This window comes from Paenibacillus sp. A3M_27_13, assembly GCF_024213315.1.
Classification (GTDB): Bacteria; Bacillota; Bacilli; order Paenibacillales; family Paenibacillaceae; genus Paenibacillus; species Paenibacillus polymyxa_B.
Map to the genome: position 1 here is coordinate 172,775 of NZ_JANAVE010000010.1, position 26,044 is coordinate 198,818.

Here is a 26,044-nt window from a genome sequence, read left to right on the forward strand (position 1 = left end):
TTAGAAAACAAAGTCGATGGAATCCGGCGAGAAGCCTTCTGGCTGCTCGTCCGTGTTCACTTGAATATCGCTTAACAGCAAATCTGGGTCGGTTCCAATCTGGGACAGGATCGCTATCAAATCTCTGGTTAATCTCTCAATAGCGTCGGCTCCAAACAGCTTCGTGCAGTATTCAAAGGAACCCTTGATCTCCCCATCCTCATCACTCATGGACAAGGTCAAATCGAATTTGGAGATACGATGCTCCTGAACATACGGGCTGAAGGACAGCGTCTCAAGCTTCGCTTCCTGTGACTCCGTATTTTGCAGTACAAACATAGTGTCGAATAACGGGTTACGGCTTGCATCCCGTGCTATATCCAGCTTTTCCACCAACTCTTCCAGTGGATAATCCTGATGCTCGAAGGCTTGTAGCGTACGATCTCTGGCTTCCAGCAAGTAGTTGTGGAACGTTTGGTTGCCCCTCGGCTGATGCCGGATGGCTAGCGTGTTGACGAACATTCCGATCAGTGGCTCCAGTTCAGGTAACAAGCGGCCTGCTACTGTCGTGCCGATGATCAAATCGTCCTGACCGCTGTATTTGGACAGCAGAACGGTGTAGGCACTCAATAGCACCATGTACAGCGTACTTCCAGTCTGTGCCGCAATTCGGCGCAGTTGCTCAGATACATTCGCGTCCACTGTAAATTCATACATCGCACCCTCGAAGCTGCGAACAGCAGGTCTAGGATAAGCAATTGGCAAATCCAGTACCGGCAATTCTCCGGCTAAATGCTCCAGCCAGAAGTGTTCCCGGCGTTGGTATGACTCACGCTGCATCTCCTGCTGCTGCCACACGGCATAGTCCTTGTACTGAATTTGCAGCGGCTCCAATTCCTGCCCTTCGTACAGTTGTACCAGCTCCTGCACGATATTGTTAGACGATACACCGTCTGAAATAATATGGTGCATGTCGTACATCAGGAGATGGCGCTCTGGTCCGGTTTGAATAAGACGGACACGCAGCAGTGGTGCCTGGCGAAGATCAAAGCTGCGTACAAAGGACTCGATATAGGCTTCGGCTTCGGACTCTCTGGCCTGCAGGTGCTCTACTGCAAACTCCGCTTGATCGTAAATCCGCTGAACGACCTCGCCTTCCAGCATTTCAAAGGAAGTCCGCAACGTTTCATGACGGGCTATTAACTGACGGAACGCATCCTCCAGCCGATCGGCCTGAAGCGGTCCCTCCACGGTTAATACACCCGGCATATTGTAGCTGAGATCCCCACCTTCCAGATGGCTCAAAATGTACAGTCGTTTTTGAGCCGAGGAAACCGGGTAGTACGCCTGTTGCGCCGCCGCAGGGATCACCGTATAGGTGTCTGTACCGTGCGTTGCGATGAGCTGGGCTTGCTGCTCAATCGTGAAGTGTTGGAACACCTCACGCAGCGTAATCCGGCTGTCCAGTTCCTGATGGATTTTGGCCACCAGCGTCGTTGCCCGCAGGGAGTGTCCGCCCACGTCAAAGAATGAGTCGGTGACTCCTACGCTGGACAGCTTCAAGACATCCTGCCAGATTTGGGCTAGCTTGGCTTCCAGCGGCGTCCGCGGTGCAACGTACTCCAGGCCTCCTTCGAGGCGTGCTTCCGGTGCCGGCAACGCCTTGCGGTCGATTTTCCCGTTCGGTGTCAGCGGGAAACGATCCAGTTGTACCACATACGTCGGGATCATGTAATCCGGCAGCTTCGGCTGCAGCGCATTGCGCAGCTCCGGCAAACTCAGGGACTCTGAAGCTATGATATAGGCACACAGGTCCTTGTGTCCGTCTTCGTTGTCCCATGCTGTGACCACGGCTTTCTGAATGCCGTCCACGGTCAGCAGCTGCGCTTCCACCTCGCCCAGTTCGATCCGGTACCCCCGGATTTTCACCTGGTGGTCGATCCGGCCCAAATACTCAATACTGCCGTCTGGCATCCACCGTGCCAAGTCGCCCGTCCGGTACATCCGGTTTGCGTGATCCGCTGGATCAGCTGCTGCCGCATCAGCGAACGGATTCGGGATGAACTTCTCTGCCGTCAGTTCCGGCAGGTTCAGGTATCCTCGTCCCACGCCTGCACCTCCGATATAAAGCTCACCTGCGATACCGATCGGTACCAGCTGTTGCTGGCTGTTCAGGATGTACACCGACTGGTTCGCTATCGGCGTTCCGATGGATACCGTATGCTCCCCTTTTTCCAGCAGTACGTTCAGGGACTCCACATCTTCAATCGTATAAGCGGTCGCATCTACCGTCGTTTCGGTCGGACCGTACACGTTCGTAATGACCGGACGATACTCGGACCACTTGTGCAGGAACACATTTACCAGCTGCACCGATAATGCTTCGCCACCGATCAGGTAATGCTTCAATTCCGGCGCTTCCGTCACACTGACGCTTTCGTTCAAAATATGCAGATGTGCAGGTGTGCCGTCCGACAGATCAATCCGGTGCGTGCGGTAGTAGGCGATCAAATGCTCTCCGCTCAGACTGACGTCACGGGACACCACATGCAGGGTGTGGCCTAACAGCAAGCTGGCAAAGATTTGCTTCACTGAAGCGTCAAATACAAATGCCGACAGCCATGCGACATGAAGCGACTGTTCATAACGGCTGTATACTCGTTCCAATAAAGCATCTACCAGATTGCTAACACTGCCCTGCTCGATCATGACCCCTTTCGGCTGACCGGTGGTACCTGACGTGTAAATCATATAGGCTAGGTTGTGCGGGCCGGCGACAGGGATTAGATTGCCCGCATCCTGTGCTCCCAACTGAGCTTGAACGTCCTCGTCATCCAAGACTACAGCTCGAACTGTGGATGGCAAGCTGAGCGACAGATTGGCGACTCTGCTTGTAATCACGACCTTGGCCCCACTGTCTTGGAGCATGTAGTCGATGCGCTCCTGTGGATACATCGTATCCATCGGTACATATGCGCCTCCGGCCTTAAGTACCCCCAGAATGCTCACCAGAATATCCGCAGAACGTTCCAGCAATACCCCTACCGGTTGATCTGCTTCGACCCCTTCCGCTCGTAACACACGAGCCAATTGGTTCGCACGCTCATTCAGCTCAGTGTAGGTCAGCGCGGTAGCCCCAGACACAACTGCTATTCGCTCAGGGTTGCGCTTCGCTTGCTCTTCAAAGCGTTCGCTGAGCGAACGGCCTTGTAATGCTCCAAGCAGGCTGTGCGCATTCGGATCATTGAACACCTTCAGAATCTGCTCGGTTTCTTCTGCCGTAATCAACTCCAGCTCACCCAATTTCGCATCCGGGTTCGCCGCGACGGCTTCGGCCAAGCGAACAAAGTGACGCGTCATCCGTTCTACCGTTTCGCGCTCGTACAACGCAGTTGCATACTGCAATCCGAACTGGATACCTGCCTCTTCCTCTCTGGCTTCCAGCGTCAAATCAAACTTCGCTGGCGTTTGTTCCAAGCCGTATGGACGGAAGCTCAGATCTGCCAGCTGCAACTCGCCTTCCTCGGTGGTTTGCAGGGTAAACATCGTATCAAACAGCGGATGGCGGCTCATATCCCGCTTAACATTTAGCTTTTCCACCAGTTCCTCAAATGGGTAGTCCTGATGTTCATAGGCTTGCAGAGCACAAACTTTCACTTCTTCCACGTAGCTGCGGAAGGTATGTTCCGCTGTCGGATAGTTTCGCAATGCCAACGTACCGACGAACATCCCGAGGATCGGTTCCAAATCTGCATGCGGTCGTCCGGCAATCGGTGTGCCGACCACAATATCTTCTTGCCCGCTGTATTGGTGTAAGAGCGCGGTGTACGCAGCCAGCAGCACCATATACAGCGTAGAGCCTGTGTGCGCCGCCAGTTCCTTCAGACGTTCGCTAGCTTCGCGCTCCAGCCCGAACACCACCGTATCACCTGCCGTACTTCGTACCGACGGACGGGCAAAGTCCGTAGGTAGATCCAGCACAGGCAGTTCACCCCGGAAGGTGTCGAGCCAGTACGCTTCCTGACGTTGCATCCACTCTTGATGTGCTTCGCTTTGCTGCCATACCGCATAATCCTTGTACTGGATACGCATTGGCGAAAGCTCTTCACCGTCGTATAAGCGGACAAATTCATCGGTCAGTACTCCCATGGACACACCATCCGAGACGATATGGTGCATATCGAGCATGAGCAAATGCTGCGGTTCCTGCTCGGTTTCTTGTACACCCAAATCTACCAAGCCTACCCGCAGCAGCGGAGCGACTTGCAGATCGAACGGACGTACAAACTGTTGCACACGTTCCTGTGCTTCCTGGCTGACCCTTGTGTCCGCAGTCGCCCCCTCTACCTGTACCTTCGTATATTCCACCTCGAACGGCACGGTGTCCTCAATCCATTGCACCGGCTCACTGTCCACCAGTGCAAAGTGGGTACGCAACGTTGCATGACGGGCGATCAGTTGACGGAACACGTCCTCCACTCGCTTCACGTCCAGCGGGCCACTCACTTGCAGCACTGACGGCATGTTGTAGTTCACATCATTCGGGTCGAACTGATGCAGCACATACAGTCGTTTTTGCGCCGAAGATAACGGGTAGAAGCTGCGTTCTTCCGTTACCGGAATGGATGCGTACGCCACTTGATCCAGCTGTTCCAGTACGACTGCCAATTGTTCAATGGTTGGTGATTCAAAAATACTGCGCAGTGGAAGCGGCTTGTTCAGCTCTTTGTGAATTTTCGAGGCCAGCGTCGTCGCCCGCAGCGAGTGTCCACCAATCTCGAAGAAGTTTTCCTTCACACCGACCTGTGCCAGACCCAGCACATCCTGCCAAATTTGCGCCAGCTTCACTTCCACCCATGTCCGCGGTGCTACATAATCCGCTCCGCTTTGCAGGCTGCCTTCCGGTGTTGGCAGTGCCTTGCGGTCGATTTTACCGTTCGGTGTCAACGGCATCTGCTCCAGCTGCACCAAATACGAAGGCACCATGTAGTTTGGAAGCTCCTCGCTCAGTAAGCTGCGCAGCTCACCAGTGCTCACTTCCCGTTCAGCAACATAGTACGCCACCAGTTGGTTTTGCCCCTGTTCGTCCGCTTGTGCCAGTACGATGACCTCTTGTACGTCCTCCACTTTCAAAATTTGTGCCTCGACCTCACCCAGCTCGATCCGATAGCCCCGGATTTTCACCTGATGGTCGATCCGGCCCAAATATTCGATGTTGCCATCCGGCATCCATCTCGCCAAGTCACCTGTACGGTACATCCTTTCATAGCCCGCTTCGCCAGCCGCAAACGGATTCGATACAAATTTCTCAGCCGTCAGCTCTGGACGATCCAGATAACCCCGAGCCAGACCCGGACCGGACACGCACAGTTCACCCGCTACGCCCACCGGAGCCAAATGTCCATGCACATCCACCATGTATACCCGATGATTCGGCACAGGGCGTCCGATGGAAATCAGTTGTCCGGCTCTCTCATCCTCGGATACCGGCCAGATGGATGTCGCCACCGAGTTTTCGGTGGGACCGTAGCCGTTGTAGTACGCCACCTGATCCTTCCACTTGTACACCAATTCTGTTGAAGATGCAGAACCCACAGTGAACAGAATACGCAGGTTTGGCATCCGTCCCGGCTCCAGATACACCGCATAGGTCGGCGGCAAAGCGGCCACGGTGATTTGATGATCCGCCATATATTGCTCAAACCGCTCGTAGTTCAAAATCGTTTCTGACGTTGGCACATACAACGTGGCTCCACAGAACAGCGCTTGGAAGATTTCCCAGCAAGCTGCATCAAACGAATAGCTGGCGAACAGCAGCGCATGATCCGACGTGCTCATCCGAAGCGTCTGATCAAAATACGTTTTCAGATTGCATAGCCCGTGATGCTCCAACATTACACCCTTCGGCTGCCCCGTTGTACCCGACGTATAAATGACATACGCCAGATCGTTCGGACCAGACAACGACTCCAGATTGGAACCATCCTCGTGATACACACTCTGTGCTCCATCCAGCACCAGCACGTTACCGTCAAAAGCTGCTTTATCCACCAGATGGTTTTGCGTTAACAACAGCTTCGCACCCGAGTCATCCAGCATATAGCGGATACGCTCTTCTGGATACGTCGGATCGATGGGGACATACGCGCCACCAGCCTTCAAAATCCCGAAGATACCTACGATCATGTCCACAGAACGCTCGGTCATCAGACCCACCAGTCGATCCTTCGTCACGCCTTGACTACGCAAGGTACGAGCTAATCGATTGGCGCGTGCATTCAGCTCGCGATAGGTCAACTGCTCTCCTTCGAAGAACAAAGCTGCCTGCTCCGGTGTCTGCGCCGTTTGTGTCTCGAACAAGCCATGGATCGTTTGCTCGCTTGGATACTCAGCAGCTGTATTTCCCCATACGCTGAGAATTTGCTCGCGCTCCTGCTCACTTACCATATCTAGCTCCTGCACTCGAATGTCCGGCTTCGCCACCACCTGCTCCAACAGCTGTATCAGATGGCCCTGAGTCCGTTCAACGGCTTCACGATCATATAACTTCGCATTGTATTCAAATCGGATTTTCATCGCTTCCTGCGGCATAACGACCAGATTGAAATCATAGTTGGTTTGTTCAATCATGCCGGCATTGCGAATTTCAAAATCCGACTCTGCACCTTCGCCAAGTTGCTCGACCTGCTCCTCCACCGGATAGTTTTCAAACACGATAATGTGGTTGATCAGATCTTGCTTTTGCTCGCTCAAGGCTTGAATTTCATACAGCGGATACGTTTCATAATCTTGAGAAGTCAGCGCCTGCTTCTGATTCGTTCTGATCATGTCGGCAAAGGTGTCCTCAGCCCCACTGCGGATACGTATTGGAATGGTGTTAATGAACAAGCCCACCATATTTTCGATCCCCGGAATATCCGCTGGACGACCAGACACTACACCGCCAAAAACAGCGTCGTCACTACCGTTGTACTTTTGGAGCAGCAAGCCCCAGGCTGTTTGCAGCAATGTATTCGCGGTCACGTGGTGCTGCTTGGCCACCATTTCCATACGTCCGGTCAAGTCCTTGCCCAGATCGCACAGGATATGCTCAAATTGTGCACCGTCCGCTTTCACGCCTACTTTTCCGGTCGGAATCGAAGTTTGCTGATCATAGCCGAGCAAATAATCCTTCCAATAGGAAGCTGCAGCCCCTACATCCTGTGCTTCAAGCCACTCAATATACTGACTGTATGGAGTAACGGGGGCAAGCTTCGGCTCTCTATGCTCCACGGCTGCAAAATAAGCCTCAAACACCTCATCCGTGACTAACGCCACACACCAGCCATCCATCAAGATGTGATGAGAGCTCCACACAAAATAATAATCCTCATCACCTGTTCGTAAAATCGCCACGCGCATCAACGCATCCCGGGACAAATCAAATCCGGCTGCCTTGTCCTTGCGAATAAATTCCTTCACATACGCGTCACGTTCCTGATCATCCAAATGACGCAAATCTTCACATTTGAAACCAACATCCTTGCGGCGGAAAATGACCTGCACGGGCTCATCCTGCCAACCGCTGATGAAATTGGCTCTAAATATCTCATGCCGCTGCGCCAAATGATTCAAGCTATCTTGGAAAATATCCGCTTGGAAGCGTCCGTGCAAATCAAAGGTCGTTTGTTCAAAATAAGCACCTGACTCTGCATCCATCAGACTATGGAACAACATGCCTTTTTGCATCGGCGTCAACGCATATACATTTTGCAGTTCCCCCATGTCACGAGTCCGTTCTACCAATTGATCCAGCTCGGCCATGGTTACATTTTTCAGCATGACATCGCTTGGCGTCAGCTCTTGCTGTTTGCGGCCTACACAATGCGTAATGATTTCCCGCAAGCTGGTTCGGAACGCTTCGGCTAACTGCTCCATCGTTTCACAGCGATATTCCTGCTTGCTGTAGCTGATCGTCAATTGCAGCTCGCCTTCCGAAATCAGTCCGTTCATATCCAGCGTGTGCGTTCTAGCTGCATGGGCGCTAAGCTCTGCACCGCTAGAGTAAGGAGATACGCCAATGGATTGATTTTGCATATCTTGGTCAAATTGTCCCAAATAGTTAAAGCTGATTTCGGGTTCGGTTGCAAAACGCTCTTGCTCACGTGCTGCGGACAGGTATCTCAACATCCCGTAGCCAATGCCCTTTTGCGGAATGCGGCGTAGTCCTTCTTTCACATGTTTGATGCGTTGTGAAAGGTCTTGGCCCACGCTCATATCCAGCACAACCGGGAATTGAGTCGTAAACCAGCCCACGGTGCGCGTAATATCCAGTTCTGGCAAAATGGACTCCCGTCCATGACCTTCCAGGCTCACGAGCACTCGTTCCAGGCCCGCCCAGCGATAAATAGTCAGTCCCAATGCGGTAAGCAGCAAATCATTCATCTCCGTGTTGTAGGCACGATGCGCCTGTTTTAACAGCTGCTCCGTTTCCTGAGCTGTCCACGTGACCGTAATGTTCTCGCTGTCCCTATTCAAGGAATGAGAATGGGATTCGTCTTTTGGAAGCGGCTCATACATTCCCTGTTCAATGTCTTGCCAGAATGCGAGTTCTGCTACCATGGCCGGGCCGTTCGCATATTGAGACTGCCCATCAGCCCAGGTGCGGAACGAATCCGTTTTGTGCGGAAGACGAGCTGCTTGTCCGTTCAATGCCTGCTCATAGACGGTTGTAATATCCTCGAACAAAATGCGCCAAGATACGGTATCCACCACTAAGTGATGAATCGCCATCAGCAAATGATCTCCATCCGGGCAATGGAACAGCCCCAGCTTCACCAGCGGTCCTTCGCTTACATGAATACCCGCTTGAATTTCATTCACTTTGGCCTCGATCGCCGCAGATACCTCAGACTCATTTCTGAAGTCGGCCCGATCCAGCGTATACAGCTCGCCCTCACCAACCGCACGGTTCCAGGCTTCATATCCGTACTCCGTAGGACGGAAAATGATACGCAGTGCGTCGTGATGGCTCACGACGTGATCCATCGCCGTGCGCAGGGCCGGTTCATCAAAACCGTCCTTGCTATGCAGCATAATGGACTGGTTATGATGATGAGCATCCGTTAGGTTCTGCTCAAAGAACCATCGTTGAACAGGTGTCAGCTTCACAGCGCCCACCACTTCGCTCTGATCCGCCAATCTGGTCACCGTTTGGACTTTCAGTGCCAATGCAGACACGGTTGGATGACTGAACAGGTCTTTCATCTCCAGTCGATAGCCTGCTTGCAGCAATCGGGAGGATACTTGCAAGGCCTTGATCGAATCGCCACCCAGTTCAAAGAAGTTATCCTGCGTGCCTACCGCTTCCACACCGAGCACCCCGGCCCATACCGCAGCCAATACTTGTTCCACCGTGGTACGCGGTGCCACATAGGCTGCACCGGTATGAATGCTTCCTTCCGGTTCCGGCAAGGCCTTGCGGTCGATTTTGCCGTTGTGGGTCAGTGGCAAGGTCTCCAGACGCATCAAGCGTGCAGGTACCATATGTGCTGGCAGTCCAGCTTCCAGCTCAGCCTGTACCTCCTCAATCCGCAGCTCTGCTTCTCCTGTGATGTATCCGCACAAATACTTGTGTCCACGCTCATCCGTCCGGTCGATGACTACCGCTTGACGCACACCCGGCACCCGCTGGATCGCCGTTTCAATCTCGCCCAGCTCGATCCGGTAGCCCCGGATTTTCACTTGATAGTCCATCCGGCCGATAAAGTCCACATTGCCGTCCGGCATCCACCGCGCGAGGTCACCTGTGCGGTACAATCGTTCACCCGGTACGTACGGGTTCGCTACAAATTTCTCGGCCGTCAGGTCTGCACGGTTCAGGTAGCCTCGTGCTACCCCAGCTCCGCCAATACACAGCTCACCCAGTACACCGATCGGCACCGGATTCAGCTGGCTGTCCACGATGTAGAAGCGCGCGTTCAGCCACGCTTGGCCAATCGGTACACTGCCGCTGCTTGGCAGCTTCGACAGCTCTTCATCATAGAAGCTAGAGTCAATCGCTGCTTCCGTGACGCCGTAGCTGTTCATAATGCGAATATCTGCGCCAAACCGTTCCTGCAGCACCCGATAATCCGTCACGCTGCAGCTATCCGAGCTGGTAATCAGCAATTCCAGGCTGCTCATGTCCAGTCCCTGTTCATATACATGCTGCATAAACGGTACGATCAAGGCCGGTGTTGATTCGAACACCGTAATCTGATAGTCGCGAATCCAGCCGTATAGACGGCTTGGATCAATCCGGTCGTCCTTCGGACAGATAACCATCGTGCCGCCGTTATAAAGCGTCCGCGCAATATCGCCGACGAACACGTCGAAGGAGAAGCTCGCCAGTTGTAGCAGTCGTACCGGGAACTGGTTTAGACGGTAATCCCGACGATACGCCGCAGCCGTATTCACCAAGCTGCGATGCTCAATCATGACGCCCTTCGGACGTCCCGTTGTACCGGACGTGTAGATCACATAGGCCAGATCCTGCGGTTCGTTGATGTGCTCGATATCGGTGGTGTCTCCGGTATACAGCGACTCATCGTCCAGCGCCAGCACGGTATGCAGACGCAAGTGCGCTGCGGGTTCGGATGCTACTTCGCTGTCAGGGGCCGAATCTGCTGTTCCGTTCAGGGTTCCATGGAGAGTACCTGATTCCATCGTTTCAGCGCCAGCCGCTGTTTCCAACTCGCCTTCAGACTGCCCTCCGGTCAAGGCCTGTCGGCTTTCCGCCAGCCAGACCTGTGCACGCTCCTGCAAGCCCGTTTGGGTCAACAGTACCGTCGCACCGCTGTCCTCCAGCATGAAACGAATACGTTCGGACGGATAGTCTGCATCCAGCGGCACATAGGCGCCTCCAGCTTTCCACACCGCCAATACACCGACCAGCATGTCCACCGAACGCTCACTCAAAATGCCAACAATCGACTCGCGTCCAATACCTTCATTCCGCAATCTACGCGCCAATTGGTTCGCACACTCGTTCAGTTTCTGGTACGTAAGCTGCTGCTCCTCGTACACCACCGCCACGTGATCCGGTACAAGCTGCGCTTGTTCTTCCACAAATGTATGGAACAGTGCTCCTGCTTCTACCGCAGCAACATCCGACACCCCTACATCTCCAAAACCGTAGATGATTTGTGCCTTTTCCTCGACGGTTACCATATCCAAAGCTGCCAGTGACTGCTGCGGATGAAGGGTAATTGCACGAACAAGCTCGGTAAAATGCTGTGCCAATCGCGCGATGGTTTCAGGCTTGTACAGCGCCGTGCTGTATTCCAGACTGCACAGAATACCCTCCGGTTGCTCCACTGCATCCAAAGTCAGATCAAACTTGGCCGTATGATTGTCCGTCGGATACGTCTTAAAGGTCAGACCCTCCAGTTCGAACTCCTGCTGCTCAAATGTTTTCAACTCAAACATCGTGTCAAACAGCGCATTCCGGCTCGTATCCCGCGTTAAATTCAGCTTTTCAACCAGTTCTTCAAAAGGATACTCCTGATGTTCATAAGCACTGAGCGCATGCTCTTTCACCTCTTGCAAGTAATCCAGGAACGTTTTGTCGCCAGACGGATAATTGCGGATCGCCAGCGTGTTGAGGAATACGCCTACCAAGCCCTCCAGTTCCGCATGCGGTCTTCCGGCAATCGGCGTGCCGACGATGATGTCCTCCTGCCCCGAATATTTATGCAAGAGTGTGCTATACGCGGCCAGCAACACCATGTACAAGGTGGAGCCGGTTTGCGCGGCCAGCTGTTTCAACTGCTCGCTGTCCTCCAGGCTGATCGCAAATTCCAATCGAGCTCCTTCCAGACGCTGTACGGCAGGTCTTGCAAAATCCGTTGGCATATCCAGCGCTGGAATGTCACCAGCCATCGTGTTCAGCCAGTAGCTTTCCTGCTCACGAAGACGTTCACTTTGCATATCGGCATGCTGCCAAACGGCATAGTCCTTGTACTGGATGCGCAGGGACGGCAGTTCCTTGCCTTCATACAATTGAGAGAACTCCTGCACGATAATGCCTTCAGTCACGCCATCCGAAATAATATGGTGCATGTCATAGAGCATGACGTGACGCTCCGGTCCGGTTTCCACCAACTGAACCCGCAGCAACGGTGCTTGTGCGAGATCAAATGCACGTACAAAGTCCTGTGCGTACTGCTGGGTCTCTTCTTCGCTTGCCTGCACATGCTCCACGTTGAATGCGACGCCCGATTCAATCCGTTGAATAACCTCGCCATCCACCATGTCGAATCGGGTTCGCAGGGCTTCATGACGGACAATCAGCTGGCGGAAGGCTTGCTCCAGTCGCGTTTTATCCAAGGAACCTTCAATGATCAAAGCGCCTGGCATATTGTAGCTAACCTCTCCGCCTTCCAGGTGACTCAGCACGTACATCCGTTTTTGCGCCGAGGAAACGGGATAATATGCACGCTCCTCCGCCACAGGGATGGATACATACGTTTGCTGTGTCTGATCTTCTCCCATCACCTGCACCAGTTGCTCAATCGTCGGATATTGGAAAATATCTCGCAGGGCCAGCTTGTAATTCAGCTCCTGATGGATTTTCGCCATCAGTGTTGTGGCGCGCAGAGAATGTCCTCCCACTTCAAAGAAATGGTCCTTAATACCGATCTGCGGATGATTCAGAACACTTTGCCAAATACGTACCAGTTGCTCTTCCAGCAGTGTCCGCGGTGCCACGTACGCCGTGCCTCCTTCGAGGCGCGCTTCCGGCGCAGGCAACGCTTTGCGGTCAATTTTTCCGTTTGGTGTCAGCGGGAAATGATCCAGTTGTACGACATACGTCGGGAACATATAACCCGGTAGCTTGGGCTGCAGCATGTTACGCAGCTCGGGCAAATTCAGCGCCTCAGAGGCTACGACATACGCACACAAATCCTTGTCTCCGTCTTCGTTTTCCCAGGCGGTGACGATGGCTTTCTGAATGCCGTCCACGGTCAGCAGCTGCGCTTCCACCTCGCCCAGTTCAATCCGGAAGCCCCGGATTTTGACCTGATCATCCATCCGGCCGATAAAGTCCACATTGCCGTCTGGCATCCACCGCGCGAGGTCACCTGTGCGGTACAATCGTTCACCCGCTACATACGGATTCGCTACGAATTTCTCGGCCGTCAAGTCCGCACGATTCAGGTAGCCTCGTGCCACTCCGGCTCCGCCAATGCACAGCTCGCCCAGTACGCCGATCGGCACCGGATTCAGCTGGCTGTCCACGATGTAGAAGCGTGCGTTCAGCCACGCCTGACCAATCGGCACATTACCGCTGCTTGGCAGCTTCGACAGCTCTTCATCGTAGAAGCTGGAGTCGATTGCTGCTTCCGTGACGCCGTAGCTGTTCATAATGCGGATATCTGCGCCAAATCGTTCTTGCAGCACCCGGTAATCCGTCACACTGCAGCTATCCGAGCTGGTAATCAGCAGTTCCAGAATGCTCATGTCCAGTCCCTGTTCATGCACATGCTGCATAAACGGTACGATCAGGGCCGGGGTCGATTCGAATACTGTAATCTGGCAATCGCGAATCCAGCCATACAAGCGGCTAAAATCAATCCGGTCGTCTTTCGGACAAATAACCATCGTGCCGCCGTTATAGAGCGTCCGCGCGATATCCCCGACGAATACGTCGAAGGAAAAGCTTGCCAGCTGCAGCAGTCGTACCGGGAACTCGCTCAGACGGTAATCCCGACGATACGCCGCAGCCGTATTGATCAAGCTGTGATGTTCGATCATGACGCCTTTCGGACGTCCCGTTGTCCCGGACGTGTAGATCACATACGCCAGATCCTGCGGTTCGTTGATATGATCGACGTCTGTGGTATCACCGATGTACAGCGACTCATCATCCAAAGCCAGCATCGTCTGCAAGCGTAGTCCACTTACTTGTTCCGATGAGACCTTACTTTCCTCCAGCCATACCTGTGCACGCTCCTGTAAGCCTGTCTGGGTCAACAGTACCGTCGCACCGCTGTCCTCCAGCATGAAACGAATACGTTCGGACGGATAGTCTGCATCCAGCGGCACATAGGCGCCTCCAGCTTTCCATACCGCCAACACGCCGACCAGCATGTCCACCGAACGTTCACTCAAAATGCCGACAATCGACTCGCGGCCAATGCCTTCATTCCGCAATCTACGCGCCAATTGGTTCGCACGCTCGTTCAGTGTGCGGTACGTAAGCTGCTGCTCCTCGTACACCACCGCCACGTGATCCGGTACAAGCTGTGCCTGTTCTTCCACAAAGGTATGGAATAAGGCTTCTGCTTCAACCGCAGCAACATCCGATACCCCCACATTTCCAAATCCATGGATGATTTGTGCTTTTTCCTCGGCAGGTACCAGCTCCAAAGCTGCCAGTGGCTGTTGTGGATGCAGTGTAATTGCACGTACGAGTTCGGTAAAATGCTGCGCCAATCGCGCAATAGTCTCAGGTTTGTACAGCGCCGTGCTGTATTCCAGACTGCACAGAATACCTTCTGGCTGCTCTATTGCATCCAAGCTCAGATCAAATTTGGCCGTATTATTTTCCAGCGGATATGAATGTAAGGTCAGACCTTCCAGCTGGAACTCCTGTTGCTCCAATGTTTTCAACTCAAACATCGTGTCAAACAGCGCATTTCGGCTCGTATCCCGCGTCAAATTCAGCTTTTCAACCAGCTCTTCAAAAGGATAGTCCTGATGCTCATAAGCACTGAGCGCATGCTCCTTCACCTCTTGCAGATAATCCATGAACGATTTGTCGCCAGACGGATAATTGCGGATTGCCAACGTGTTGATGAAGACACCTACCAGGCTCTCCAGTTCCGCATGTGGTCTTCCAGCAATCGGCGTTCCCACTACGATATCTTCTTGGCCTGTGTATTTATGCAAGAGCGTAGTGTACGCCGCCAGCAGCACCATATACAGGGTTGCGCCGGTTTGCGAAGCCAGTTCTTTCAGGCGTTCGCTAACTTCACGCTCCAGTCCGAATTCGATCGTATCCCCTGCCGTACTCTGCACCGCCGGGCGGGCAAAGTCGGTTGACAGATCCAGCACAGGCACTCCGCCCCGGAAGGTGTCGAGCCAGTACGCTTCCTGACGCTGCATCCACTCCTGATGGGCTTCGCTTTGCTGCCAGACCGCATAGTCTTTGTACTGAACCCGCAATGGCGATAGCTCTTCACCGCCATACAAGCGAACAAATTCATCGGTCAGTACCTCCATCGACACACCATCCGAAACGATATGGTGCATGTCGAGCATGAGCAGATGCTGTGATTCTTTCTCTGCTCCTTGTACGCCCAAGTCTACCAAGCCTACCCGCAGCAGCGGTGCAGCTTTCAGATCAAACGGACGGACAAACTGCCGAACCCGTTCTTGTGCTTCCTGGCTGATCGTCGTGTCCGTAGCTGTGTCCTGATCTGTATCCGAAGCCGAACGCTCTGCCTGTACCTTCGTATATTCCACCTTGAACGGCACGGTGTCCTCAACCCATTGCATCGGCTCATTGTCCACTAGCTCAAAGCGGGTACGCAAGGTTGCATGGCGATCGATCAATTGATGGAACACATCTTCTACTCGTTTCACATCCAGCGGACCGCTCACTTGCAGCACCGACGGCATGTTGTAGTTCACATCATTCGGGTCGAACTGATGCAATACATACAGTCGTTTTTGCGCCGAAGATAACGGGTAGAAGCTGCGTTCTTCCGTTACCGGAATGGACGCGTATGTTACTTGATCCAGACTTTCTAACACCGTTGCCAACTGTTCAATGGTTGGTGCTTCAAAAATACTGCGCAGTGGAAGTGGCTTGTTCAGCTCCTTGTGAATCTTCGAGGCCAGTGTCGTCGCCCGCAGCGAGTGTCCGCCAATCTCGAAGAAGTTTTCCTTCACACCGACCTGCGTGAGGCCCAGCACATCCTGCCAAATGTGTGCCAGCTTCACTTCCACCCACGTCCGCGGTGCGACATAATCGGTTCCGCTTTGCAGGCTACCTTCCGGTGCTGGCAGGGCCTTGCGGTCAATTTTGCCGTTCGGACTCAGCGGCATCTGCTCCAGCTGTACAAAGTACGACGGCACCATGTAGCTTGGCAGCTCCCGGCCCAGCTCACTTCTCAGCTCGCTGGCGCCCATTTCTTGTCCGGCGACATAGTACGCCACCATTTGTTTTTGGCCCGTTTCATCCGCACGCGCCAGCACTACGGCTTCGCGTACCGATTCCACTTGCAGCAGCTGCGATTCGACCTCGCCCAGCTCAATTCGGTACCCGCGGATTTTGACTTGATGGTCGATCCGGCCCAGATATTCAATGTTGCCGTCCGGCATCCATCTCGCCAAATCGCCTGTGCGGTACATCCGCTCATAGCCTGCTTCCCTGCCAGCAAACGGATCTTTCACAAATTTCTCGGCCGTCAGTTCTGGACGGTTCAGATAGCCTCGGGCTACGCCGACACCGCCGATGCACAGCTCACCCGCAACCCCGATCGGCTGCAATTGCTCCGTGCCTTCCTTCACGATGTACAGACGAATGTTTTGAATCGGTTTCCCGATTGGAATGACCGTATATTCCTCTGACGGCTCGCAATCGAAGTACGATACGTCCACCGTCGCTTCGGTTGGACCATACAAGTTGACCAGCTTCGCTCCCGCTAGGCTCGACACGAGCCGTTGGAACCGTGCGACATGCTGTGGTGGCAATGCTTCACCACTGGCAAAGACGTGACGCAACGTACCCAGCTTCGCTTGCATCACTTCCCGTGGCTGCTGCTCCACGTACTCCAGGAACGCATGCAGCATGGCGGGTACAAAGTGCATCGTGCTCACGCCATCGCGGGCAATCGTGTCGACGATGTCTTCCGGGTTCTTTTCCCCACCCACCGACAGCAGGCTTACCTTTGAGCCGACCAGCGACCACCAGAACAGCTCCCACACCGACACGTCAAAGGTGAAGGCGGTCTTTTGCAGGATCGTATCTTCCGCACTCAAGCCGTAACGATCATGCATCCACAAAATCCGGTTCAGCACAGAATGGTGCTCCACCATCACGCCCTTCGGTTTCCCAGTGGAGCCAGAGGTATAGATGACATAGGCTACATGGTGCGGTCCGGCCAGTGGCTCCAAATTCGAGCCATCTTCGTGGTAAATGTCCTCGCGATCCAGCAACAGCACCTGGCCGTCGAAACTCAGTGATGCTTGCTCCGCCAGATGCGATTGCGTCAGTACCAACTTCGCTTCCGAGTCCTCCAGCATAAAGCGGATACGATCCGCTGGATAGTCTGGATCGATGGGCACGTAGGCTCCGCCTGCCTTGAGGATCGCGTAGATGCCTACGATCATGTCCAGCGAACGGTGAACTAGTATGCCTACAGGCTGATCCGGTTCAACACCTTCCGCACGCAGCGTCCGAGCCAAACGGTTCGCGCGTTCATTCAACTCCGCGTAGGTCAACGATTCCGCTCCGCACAACACTGCCACCTGATCCGGTGTTCGTGCCGCCTGCTGCTCAAACATTGCACTTAGCGTCTGATCCTGCGGATAAGCTGCCGCCGTATTTCCCCACACCTGAACGATCTGCGCCTGTTCTTCCGGTGTCACCAATTCCAGATCATTTACTCGGATATGCGGATTGTCGATAATTTGCTCGATGACATGCAGTACATGTCCTTGCATCCGCTCTATCGTAGACCGATCGTATACATTGGCGTTATATCTGAACATGATGCGGAAAAGCTCATCGGGCATCACAATCAAGTCCAGATCATAGTTCGTTTGCTCGACAACCTCTACATTCGTAATTTCAAAAGCGGACGGACGAACTTCACCCAGCTGCTCAACTTGCTCCTCTACCGGATAATTCTCAAATACCATAATGTGGTTAATCAGATTTTGCTTCTGCTCCGTCAGCGCCTGAATCTCGTATAGCGGGAAGCTGTCATAGGTTCCCGAGGTCAGTGCCTGTTCCTGCGTTTTCCGCATCACTTCCACAAAAGTGGCATTCCGTTCACTTTGAATCCGCACCGGGATCGTATTAATGAACAAACCGATCATATGCTCTACGCCGGCAATATCTGTTGGACGTCCAGATACGACACTACCGAAAATAACATCCTCATTGTTGTTATATTTCTGCAAAATAAGGCCCCACACGCTCTGCATCAGCGTATTAATCGTGACCTGCTGCTGCTTCGCAATCCGGTGTATGGCTTCGCTCCACGTTGGATCCAGATCTACCGTCATTTTTTCAGAAATATATTCGCTAGTCTCACTGGCAATAGTGGATGGAACATGTTCCTTTTCTTTTTCCTTGCTGTCCGGCGTTGGCTCCTTCCATAAAGCATCTGCACCCGGCAACAACGTTTGCTGTTCAAAGCCCGCCAAATAGCTGCTCCAATAATCTTTTGCCGCACGTTCATCCTGACGTCCCAGCCATTCGATATATTGGCCATACGGTGTGATCGGAGCAAGCTCTGGCTGCTTCTGCTCCAGCAGCGCAAAGTACGTACCAAACACTTCACCAGTAACCAGCGATAAGCACCAGCCATCCATGACAATGTGATGGAAGCTCCATACCAAGTGATACGTTTCTTCATGGGTTTGCAATACCTGTACGCGCATGAGTGCATCGGTTCCGAGATTAAAGCCTCTAGCTTGGTCCTCCAGTTTAAACGCCTGGATATACGCCTGTTGCTCCGCTTCCTGCATGCCGCGTACATCTTGGAAGGAAAGGTCGCTATCTTTGTAACGGAACACGATCTGCAATGGCTCCTGACTGTGCCCTGTCTCAAACATATGGAAATTCGTGCGCAACGCTTCATGACGCTGTGTCAGTACATCCAGACTCTTGCGGAAAATTTCAACATCAAAGCTTCCTTTTTGATCAAACGACGCTTGCTGGAAGTAGGCGCCTGACTGCGGCTCCATCAAGCTATGGAAATGCATCCCCTTCTGCATTGGCGAAAGAGCATATACATTTTCCAGCTCGCCCACAGAAGCCGTTTGCTCCGTCAATTGCTCCAGTTGCTCCAGTGTCAAGCCTTTGAACAATACATCACTTGGTGTTAGCTCACTCCGCTCTTTGGAGGCACAATGAGTGATCACTTCCTGCAAGCTTTCCTGCAGCAGCTGCGCAAAGTTTTCTACATTTTGCTGATGATATACTTTGCGGTCATAGCGAATTTCCAGTGTCAGGGCGCCCGCTGTAATCATTCCGTTCACATTCAAAGGATGCTCCAGTACGGTATGATCACTCATCGGCTCTCCACCTGGATGTGAAGACAGCGTGATATCCCCATTTTCCAAGTCCTGATCAAATTGTCCCAAATAGTTAAAGCTAATTTCAGGCTGCAAGGCAAGGGAATGATGGGCATCATCCTGAGACATATATTTCAAAATGCCGTAGCCAATGCCCTTATGCGGTACATGGCGCAGGTCTTCCTTCACCCGTTTGATTCGCTGCCCTACTTCTGCCTTTCCGTCCACACCCAGCAGCACCGGATATTGGCTTGTAAACCAGCCCACGGTACGGGTGATGTCGATATCTGGAACAATGGCTTCCCGGCCATGTCCCTCCAGATTGACCAGCACACGCTCCTGCCCGCTCCAGTTATATACCGCTGTGCCGAGTGCGGTTAACAGCAGATCATTGACCTCGGTGTGGTACGCACGGTGTACTTCTTGAAGCAACATCCGTGTTTCCTGCTCGCTCCAAGCCACAGTCACAGTCTCACTGTCTCTGATCAGAAAATGCTGCCCTTCCGCTCTTTCTTGATCCTTAGGCAACGATGCAATTTCTATTTGGGCAAGACGCTGCCAATATTCGCGTTCATCTTCGATGGCCGGACTATTCGCATATTGTGATAAGCGCTCTGCCCAAGCGGAGAAAGAGTCCGTTTTATAAGGCAGGCGAATCGCTTCTCCCCGCGCGGCCTGCTCATATCCCGTGGCAAAATCCTCAAACACAATCCGCCATGAAATGCCGTCTACGACCAGATGGTGAATGGCAATCAATAAATGATCTCCATCCATGCAATGGAAAAGCCCCAGCTTCACCAGTGGTCCTTCGTCCAGACGAATGGAGCTTTGGATGGCATTCGCTTTCACCTCAATTGCTGCTGCAACATCTGTAATGTTTTGCACATCCGTCAAATCCACAACGTCCAGACTGTACAGCTGACCTTCGTTCAAACCGCGATTCCACGCTTCATAGCCCTGTTCGGTCTGACGGAAGACTATACGTAGCGCATCATGATGCTCCGTTACCTTGGTCACCGTTTGATGCAATGCGGCTTCATCAAAGCCTTGTGCTCTATATAGCATCACTGACTGATTGAAATAATGCGGCTCTGCTGATGATTGTCCAAAGAACCATTGCTGTATTGGGGTCAATCTAACTGCCCCCGAAACCACCTGCTGATCGGCTGATCGGCTAACTTTGTGTACATGACCACTCAGCAACGAGACGGAAGGATATTGGAACAAATCCTTCATGTCCAGCTTGTAGCCCGCTTGCAGCAAACGGGAGGATACCTGGATTGCCTTGATCGAATCGCCGCCCAGATCAAAGAAATTATCCAAAATCCCGACTCTCTTCGCCCCCAACACGGCCCGCCAAATGGACACTAACGTCTGCTCCAGCGCTGTGCGCGGCTCTACATAGTCCGCTCCGCTTTGCAGGCTGCCTTCTGGTGCTGGCAGGGCCTTGCGGTCGATTTTACCGTTCGGCGTCAGCGGCATCTGCTCCAGCTGGATGAAATACGAAGGCACCATGTAGTTTGGCAGTTCCTCACCCAGTAAGCTGCGCAGCTCACCAGCGCTCACTTCCCTTTCAGCAACATAGTACGCCACCAGTTGGTTTTGCCCCTGCTCGTCCGCTTGTGCCAGTACGATGACCTCTTGTACGTCCTCCACTTTCAAAATTTGTGCCTCGACCTCACCCAGCTCGATCCGGTAGCCCCGGATTTTCACCTGATGGTCGATCCGGCCCAAATATTCGATGTTGCCGTCCGGCATCCATCTCGCCAAGTCACCTGTACGGTACATCCTTTCATAGCCCGCTTCGCCAGCCGCAAACGGATTCGACACAAATTTCTCAGCCGTCAGTTCTGGACGATCCAGATAACCCCGAGCCAGACCCCGACCGGACACGCACAGCTCACCCGCTACGCCCACCGGAGCCAAATGTCCATGCACATCCACCATGTATACCCGATGATTCGGCACAGGGCGTCCGATAGAAATCAGCTGTCCGGCTCTCTCATCCTCGGATACCGGCCAGATGGACGTCGCCACCGAGTTTTCGGTGGGACCGTAGCCATTGTAGTACGCGACCTGATCCTTCCACTTGTACACCAATTCTGTTGAAGATGCAGAACCCGCAGTGAACAGAATACGCAGGTTTGGCATCCGCTCCGGCTCCAGATACACCGCATAGGTCGGCGGCAAAGCGGCCACGGTGATTTGATGATCCGCCATATATTGCTCAAACCGCTCGTAATTCAAAATCGTTTCTGACGTTGGCACATACAACGTGGCTCCGCAGAACAGCGCCTGGAAGATTTCCCAGCAGGCCGCATCAAACGAATAGCTGGCGAACAGCAACGCATGATCCGACGTGCTCATCCGAAGCGTCTGATCAAAATACGTCTTCAGATTGCACAGCCCATGATGCTCGAGCATTACGCCCTTCGGCTGCCCCGTTGTACCCGACGTATAAATGACATACGCCAGATCGTTCGGACCAGACAACGACTCCAGATTGGAATGATCCTCATGGTACACATCCTGCGTTCCATCCAGCACCAGCACGTTACCGTCAAAAGCTGCTTTATCCACCAGATGGTTTTGCGTTAACAACAGCTTCGCACCCGAGTCATCCAGCATATAGCGGATACGCTCCTCTGGATACGTCGGATCGATGGGGACATATGCACCCCCGGCCTTCAAAATCCCGAAGATACCTACGATCATGTCCACCGAGCGCTCGGTCATCAGACCCACCAAACGATCCTTCGTCACGCCTTGGTTACGCAAGGTACGAGCTAGTCGATTGGCGCGTGCATTCAGTTCACGATAGGTCAACTGCTCTCCTTCGAAGAACAGTGCTGTCTGCTCCGGCGTCCGCGCGGTTTGCGCCTCGAACAAGCCATGAATCGTTTGCTCGTTTGGATAGGCTACCGTTGTATTGCCCCAAACCTCGACGATTTGCTCACGCTCCTGCGCGGTTACCATATCCAGCTCATGTACGCGAATGTCCGGCTTCGCTGTCACCTGTTCCAGCAGCTGTACCAGATGACCTCGAATTTGCTCTACACTTTCCCGTTCAAAGGCCAGTGCATTATAACCAAAACTCATGTGAATGGTGTTCCCTGGCAGTACCACCAGGTTAAAGTCATAGTTGGTCTGCTCGACAGACTCGGCTCCGGTGATACTGAAGCTGGACTCATCGTCGTTGCCTAATTGCTCCAATTGTTCCTCTACCGGATAGTTCTCAAAAATAAGAATATGATTGATCAAATCCTGCTTAAGCTCCGACAGCCCCTGAATTTCATACAGCGGGTACGTATCATAGGCATGGGAAGCAATGGATTGCTCCTGGGTTTGCTTCATCACGTCTGAGAATAAGCTGTCCACTTGACTGCGGATGCGTACAGGAATGGTATTGATAAACAAACCTATGATGTGCTCCACATTTGGAATGTCTGCCGGACGTCCAGATACCACGCTGCCAAACACCACATCATCTGTGCCATTATATTTTTGCAGCAAAAGGCCCCACACCGTCTGCATCAACGTATTGATCGTTACCTGATAACGCTTGGCTATGCGCTGAATGCCTGCCGTTAGCTCCGCACCCAAGTCAAAATCCAGACGCTCCGCCTGATACCCCGTTTTGCCCTGAATTTTAGCCTGTGGCAGGCGGGACTGTTCCTCATATCCTTCCAGAACCTTGCTCCAGTAACCTGATGCGGCCTGACGATCCTGCTGCTCCAGCCATTCGATATATTGACTGTATGGCGTTACAGGGGCCAGTTCCGGCTGTTTATGGGCCAGTATCGCAAAATAACTTGCAAACACTTCATTGGTCACCAGCGACAAGCACCAGCCGTCCATCACGATATGGTGGAAGCTCCACACAAAACGGTACGCATCCTCACCTATGCGCAAAACAGCGACACGCATCAAGGCATCTTGTGCCAGATCAAAGCCTCTTTGCTTGTCTTTGCGCGTATATTCGAGGATGTACTCGTTTTGCTGCACTTCCTCCATATCCCGCAAATCTTCCACATAGAGTTCACTGTGCTTATTGCGGTACACGACCTGCAGCGGTTCATCCTTCCAGCCACTGTAGAAGTTCGTGCGCAGTGCTGTATGCCGCTGCACCAATACATCCAAACTTGCCGCAAACGCATCGATATTAAAATGTCCTTGCAGATCAAAGGAGGCCTGTTCAAAATAAGCTCCCGATTGCGAGTCCATCAGATTGTAAAAGAGCATGCCCTTTTGCATCGGCGTCAGCGCGTATACATTTTCCAGCTCACCTATATGTGCGGCCTGGGCTGCCATGTGCTCCAGCTCTCCAGTCGTCAGACCCTGGAAGGACACATCACTCGGCGTCAGCTCCGGCTGTTCCTGAGCGACACAATGTGTAATCACCTCTTGCAAAGCGGATTGCAGAAGTCCCGCCACACGTTCCAGCGTTTCTTTGCGATACTGCTTACGACTGTAAGCGATCGTCAAGCGCAGCGTGCCTTCCGAGATCATCGCATTCAAATCCAGCGTATATTGCAGCGGTGAATGGGCATCCTCTGTCTCCCCTGCGCTATAGGATGACAATGAGATTCCACTGTTTTGCACATCCTGATCGACCTGTCCCAAATAGTTAAAGCTGATTTCCGGTTCTGCTGCAAACGCATGGGACGCAGGAGACAAGTAGCGCCAAGTTCCATACGTCAGCCCTTTATGTGGAATCCGGCGCAAACCTTCCTTCGTTTCTTTGATGTGCTGTGCCAGTGTCATTCCCTTGCCCATTTCCAGCAGCACCGGATACAAGCTCGTAAACCAGCCTACCGTACGTGTTATATCCACCTCTGGCAAGATCGCTTCACGACCGTGTCCCTCCAGGTTCACCAGCACCTGTCCCGCGCCTGTCCAGTTGTGCATTGCCAATCCTAACGCGGTCAACAGCAAATCATTGACCTCGGTGTTATAGGCGCGATGGGCCTGCTTCAGCAGCTGCTGAGTTTCAGCTTCGGTCCACTCTACCGTCAGCACTTCGCTGTCTGCATTCAAGGAGCCCTCATAGGCAAAATCCTTAGGCAGCGGCGCCGCTTCCGCTTTGGCCTGTTCCAGCTGCTTCCAGTAAATTTCATCCGACGCCTCCGCAGGACGGTTGGCGTAAGACGACAGCTCCCGTGCCCATGTTTGGAAGGAATCCGTTTTATAGGGCAATCGTACCGACTCGCCCTTGATCGCCTGTTCGTAGCCAGTCGAGAAATCTTCAAACAGAATCCGCCACGACACCCCGTCTATCACCAAATGGTGAATGGCTATGAGCAAATGATCTCCCTTTGCTGTGCGGAACAATCCGAGTTTGACCAAAGGTCCTGCGGACAGGTCGATGCTGCTTTGGATTTCATTTGCCTTCACTTCCAGCGCTTCCGCATAGGCTACTTGTTCACGGTAGTCTGCGGTTTCCAGCGTATACAACGCGCCTTCATCTACACCGCGTGTCCAAGCCGTATAACCCGAGGAAGTCTGACGGAAAACTGTGCGAAGCGCATCATGATGCTTCACGATGTGATCCATGACTTGGCGAACCGACGTCTCATCAAAGCCCTCGGCACGATAGAGCATGACCGCCTGATTAAAGTGCTGCGGACGCTCGCGCTCCTGCGCAAAGAACCAATGCTGGATCGGAAGCAAAGCGGTTTCCCCTCTCACTTCTCCTTGATCTGCCATACGACTGACCTCGTGCATATGCGGTGCCAGTGTTGCAACCGTTGGATACTGGAATAAATCCTTCATGTCCAGCTTATAGCCGGCCTGGAACGCACGCGATGCGATTTGGATCGCCTTGATCGAATCGCCGCCCAGATCAAAGAAATTGTCCAAAATACCGACAGTCTGTAGTCCCAGTACCGACTGCCAGACCGCTGCCAGAGCACGTTCTTGCGCGGTACGCGGCTCAGCATAATCCGCTCCGGTTTGCAGGCTGCCTTCCGGTGCTGGCAGGGCCTTGCGGTCGATTTTGCCATTTGGACTCAGCGGCATCTGCTCCAGCTGTACAAAGTACGACGGCACCATGTAGCTTGGCAGCTCCCGGCCCAGCTCACTTCTCAGCTCGCTGGCTCCGAGCTCTTGTCCGGCGACATAGTACGCCACCATTTGTTTCTGGCCCGTTTCATCCGCGCGAGCCATGACTACGGCTTCGCGTACCGATTCCACTTGCAGCAGCTGCGACTCGACCTCGCCCAGTTCAATCCGGTAGCCCCGGATTTTGACTTGATGGTCGATCCGGCCCAGATATTCAATGTTCCCGTCCGGCATCCATCTCGCCAAATCGCCTGTGCGGTACATCCGCTCATAGCCTGCTTCCCCGCCAGCAAACGGATCGGCTACGAATTTCTCTGCCGTCAGCTCTGGACGGTTTAGGTAACCGCGGGCTACGCCGACACCACCGATGCACAGCTCACCCGCAACCCCGATCGGCTGCAATTGCTCCGTGCCTTCCTTCACGATGTACAGACGAATGTTTTGAATCGGTTTTCCGATCGGAATAACTCCATATTCCTCATCCGGTTCACAATCAAAGTACGATACGTCCACCGTCGCTTCGGTTGGCCCATACAGGTTGATCAGCTTCGCTCCAGCCAGGCTCGACACAAGCCGTTGGAACCGCGCGACATGCTGTGGCGGCAATGCTTCACCACTGGCAAAGACATGGCGCAGCGTTGCTAGTTTCGCTTGCATCACTTCCTGTGGCTGCTGCTCTACATACTCCAGGAATGCATGCAGCATGGCAGGTACAAAGTGCATCGTGCTC

Annotated in this window: 1 protein-coding gene (only partly in view); it reads right to left on the reverse strand. The window is 53.2% G+C overall.

From position 1 onward, the window contains the following. Positions 1 to 26,044, reverse strand: the 3' portion of a protein-coding gene (locus tag NLX82_RS24590) for a non-ribosomal peptide synthase/polyketide synthase (protein WP_254349203.1). Its footprint extends 16,190 nt past the window's final position; only the last 26,044 of its 42,234 coding nucleotides appear in the window; its start codon lies off the right edge, out of view; it ends in the stop codon at positions 1 to 3.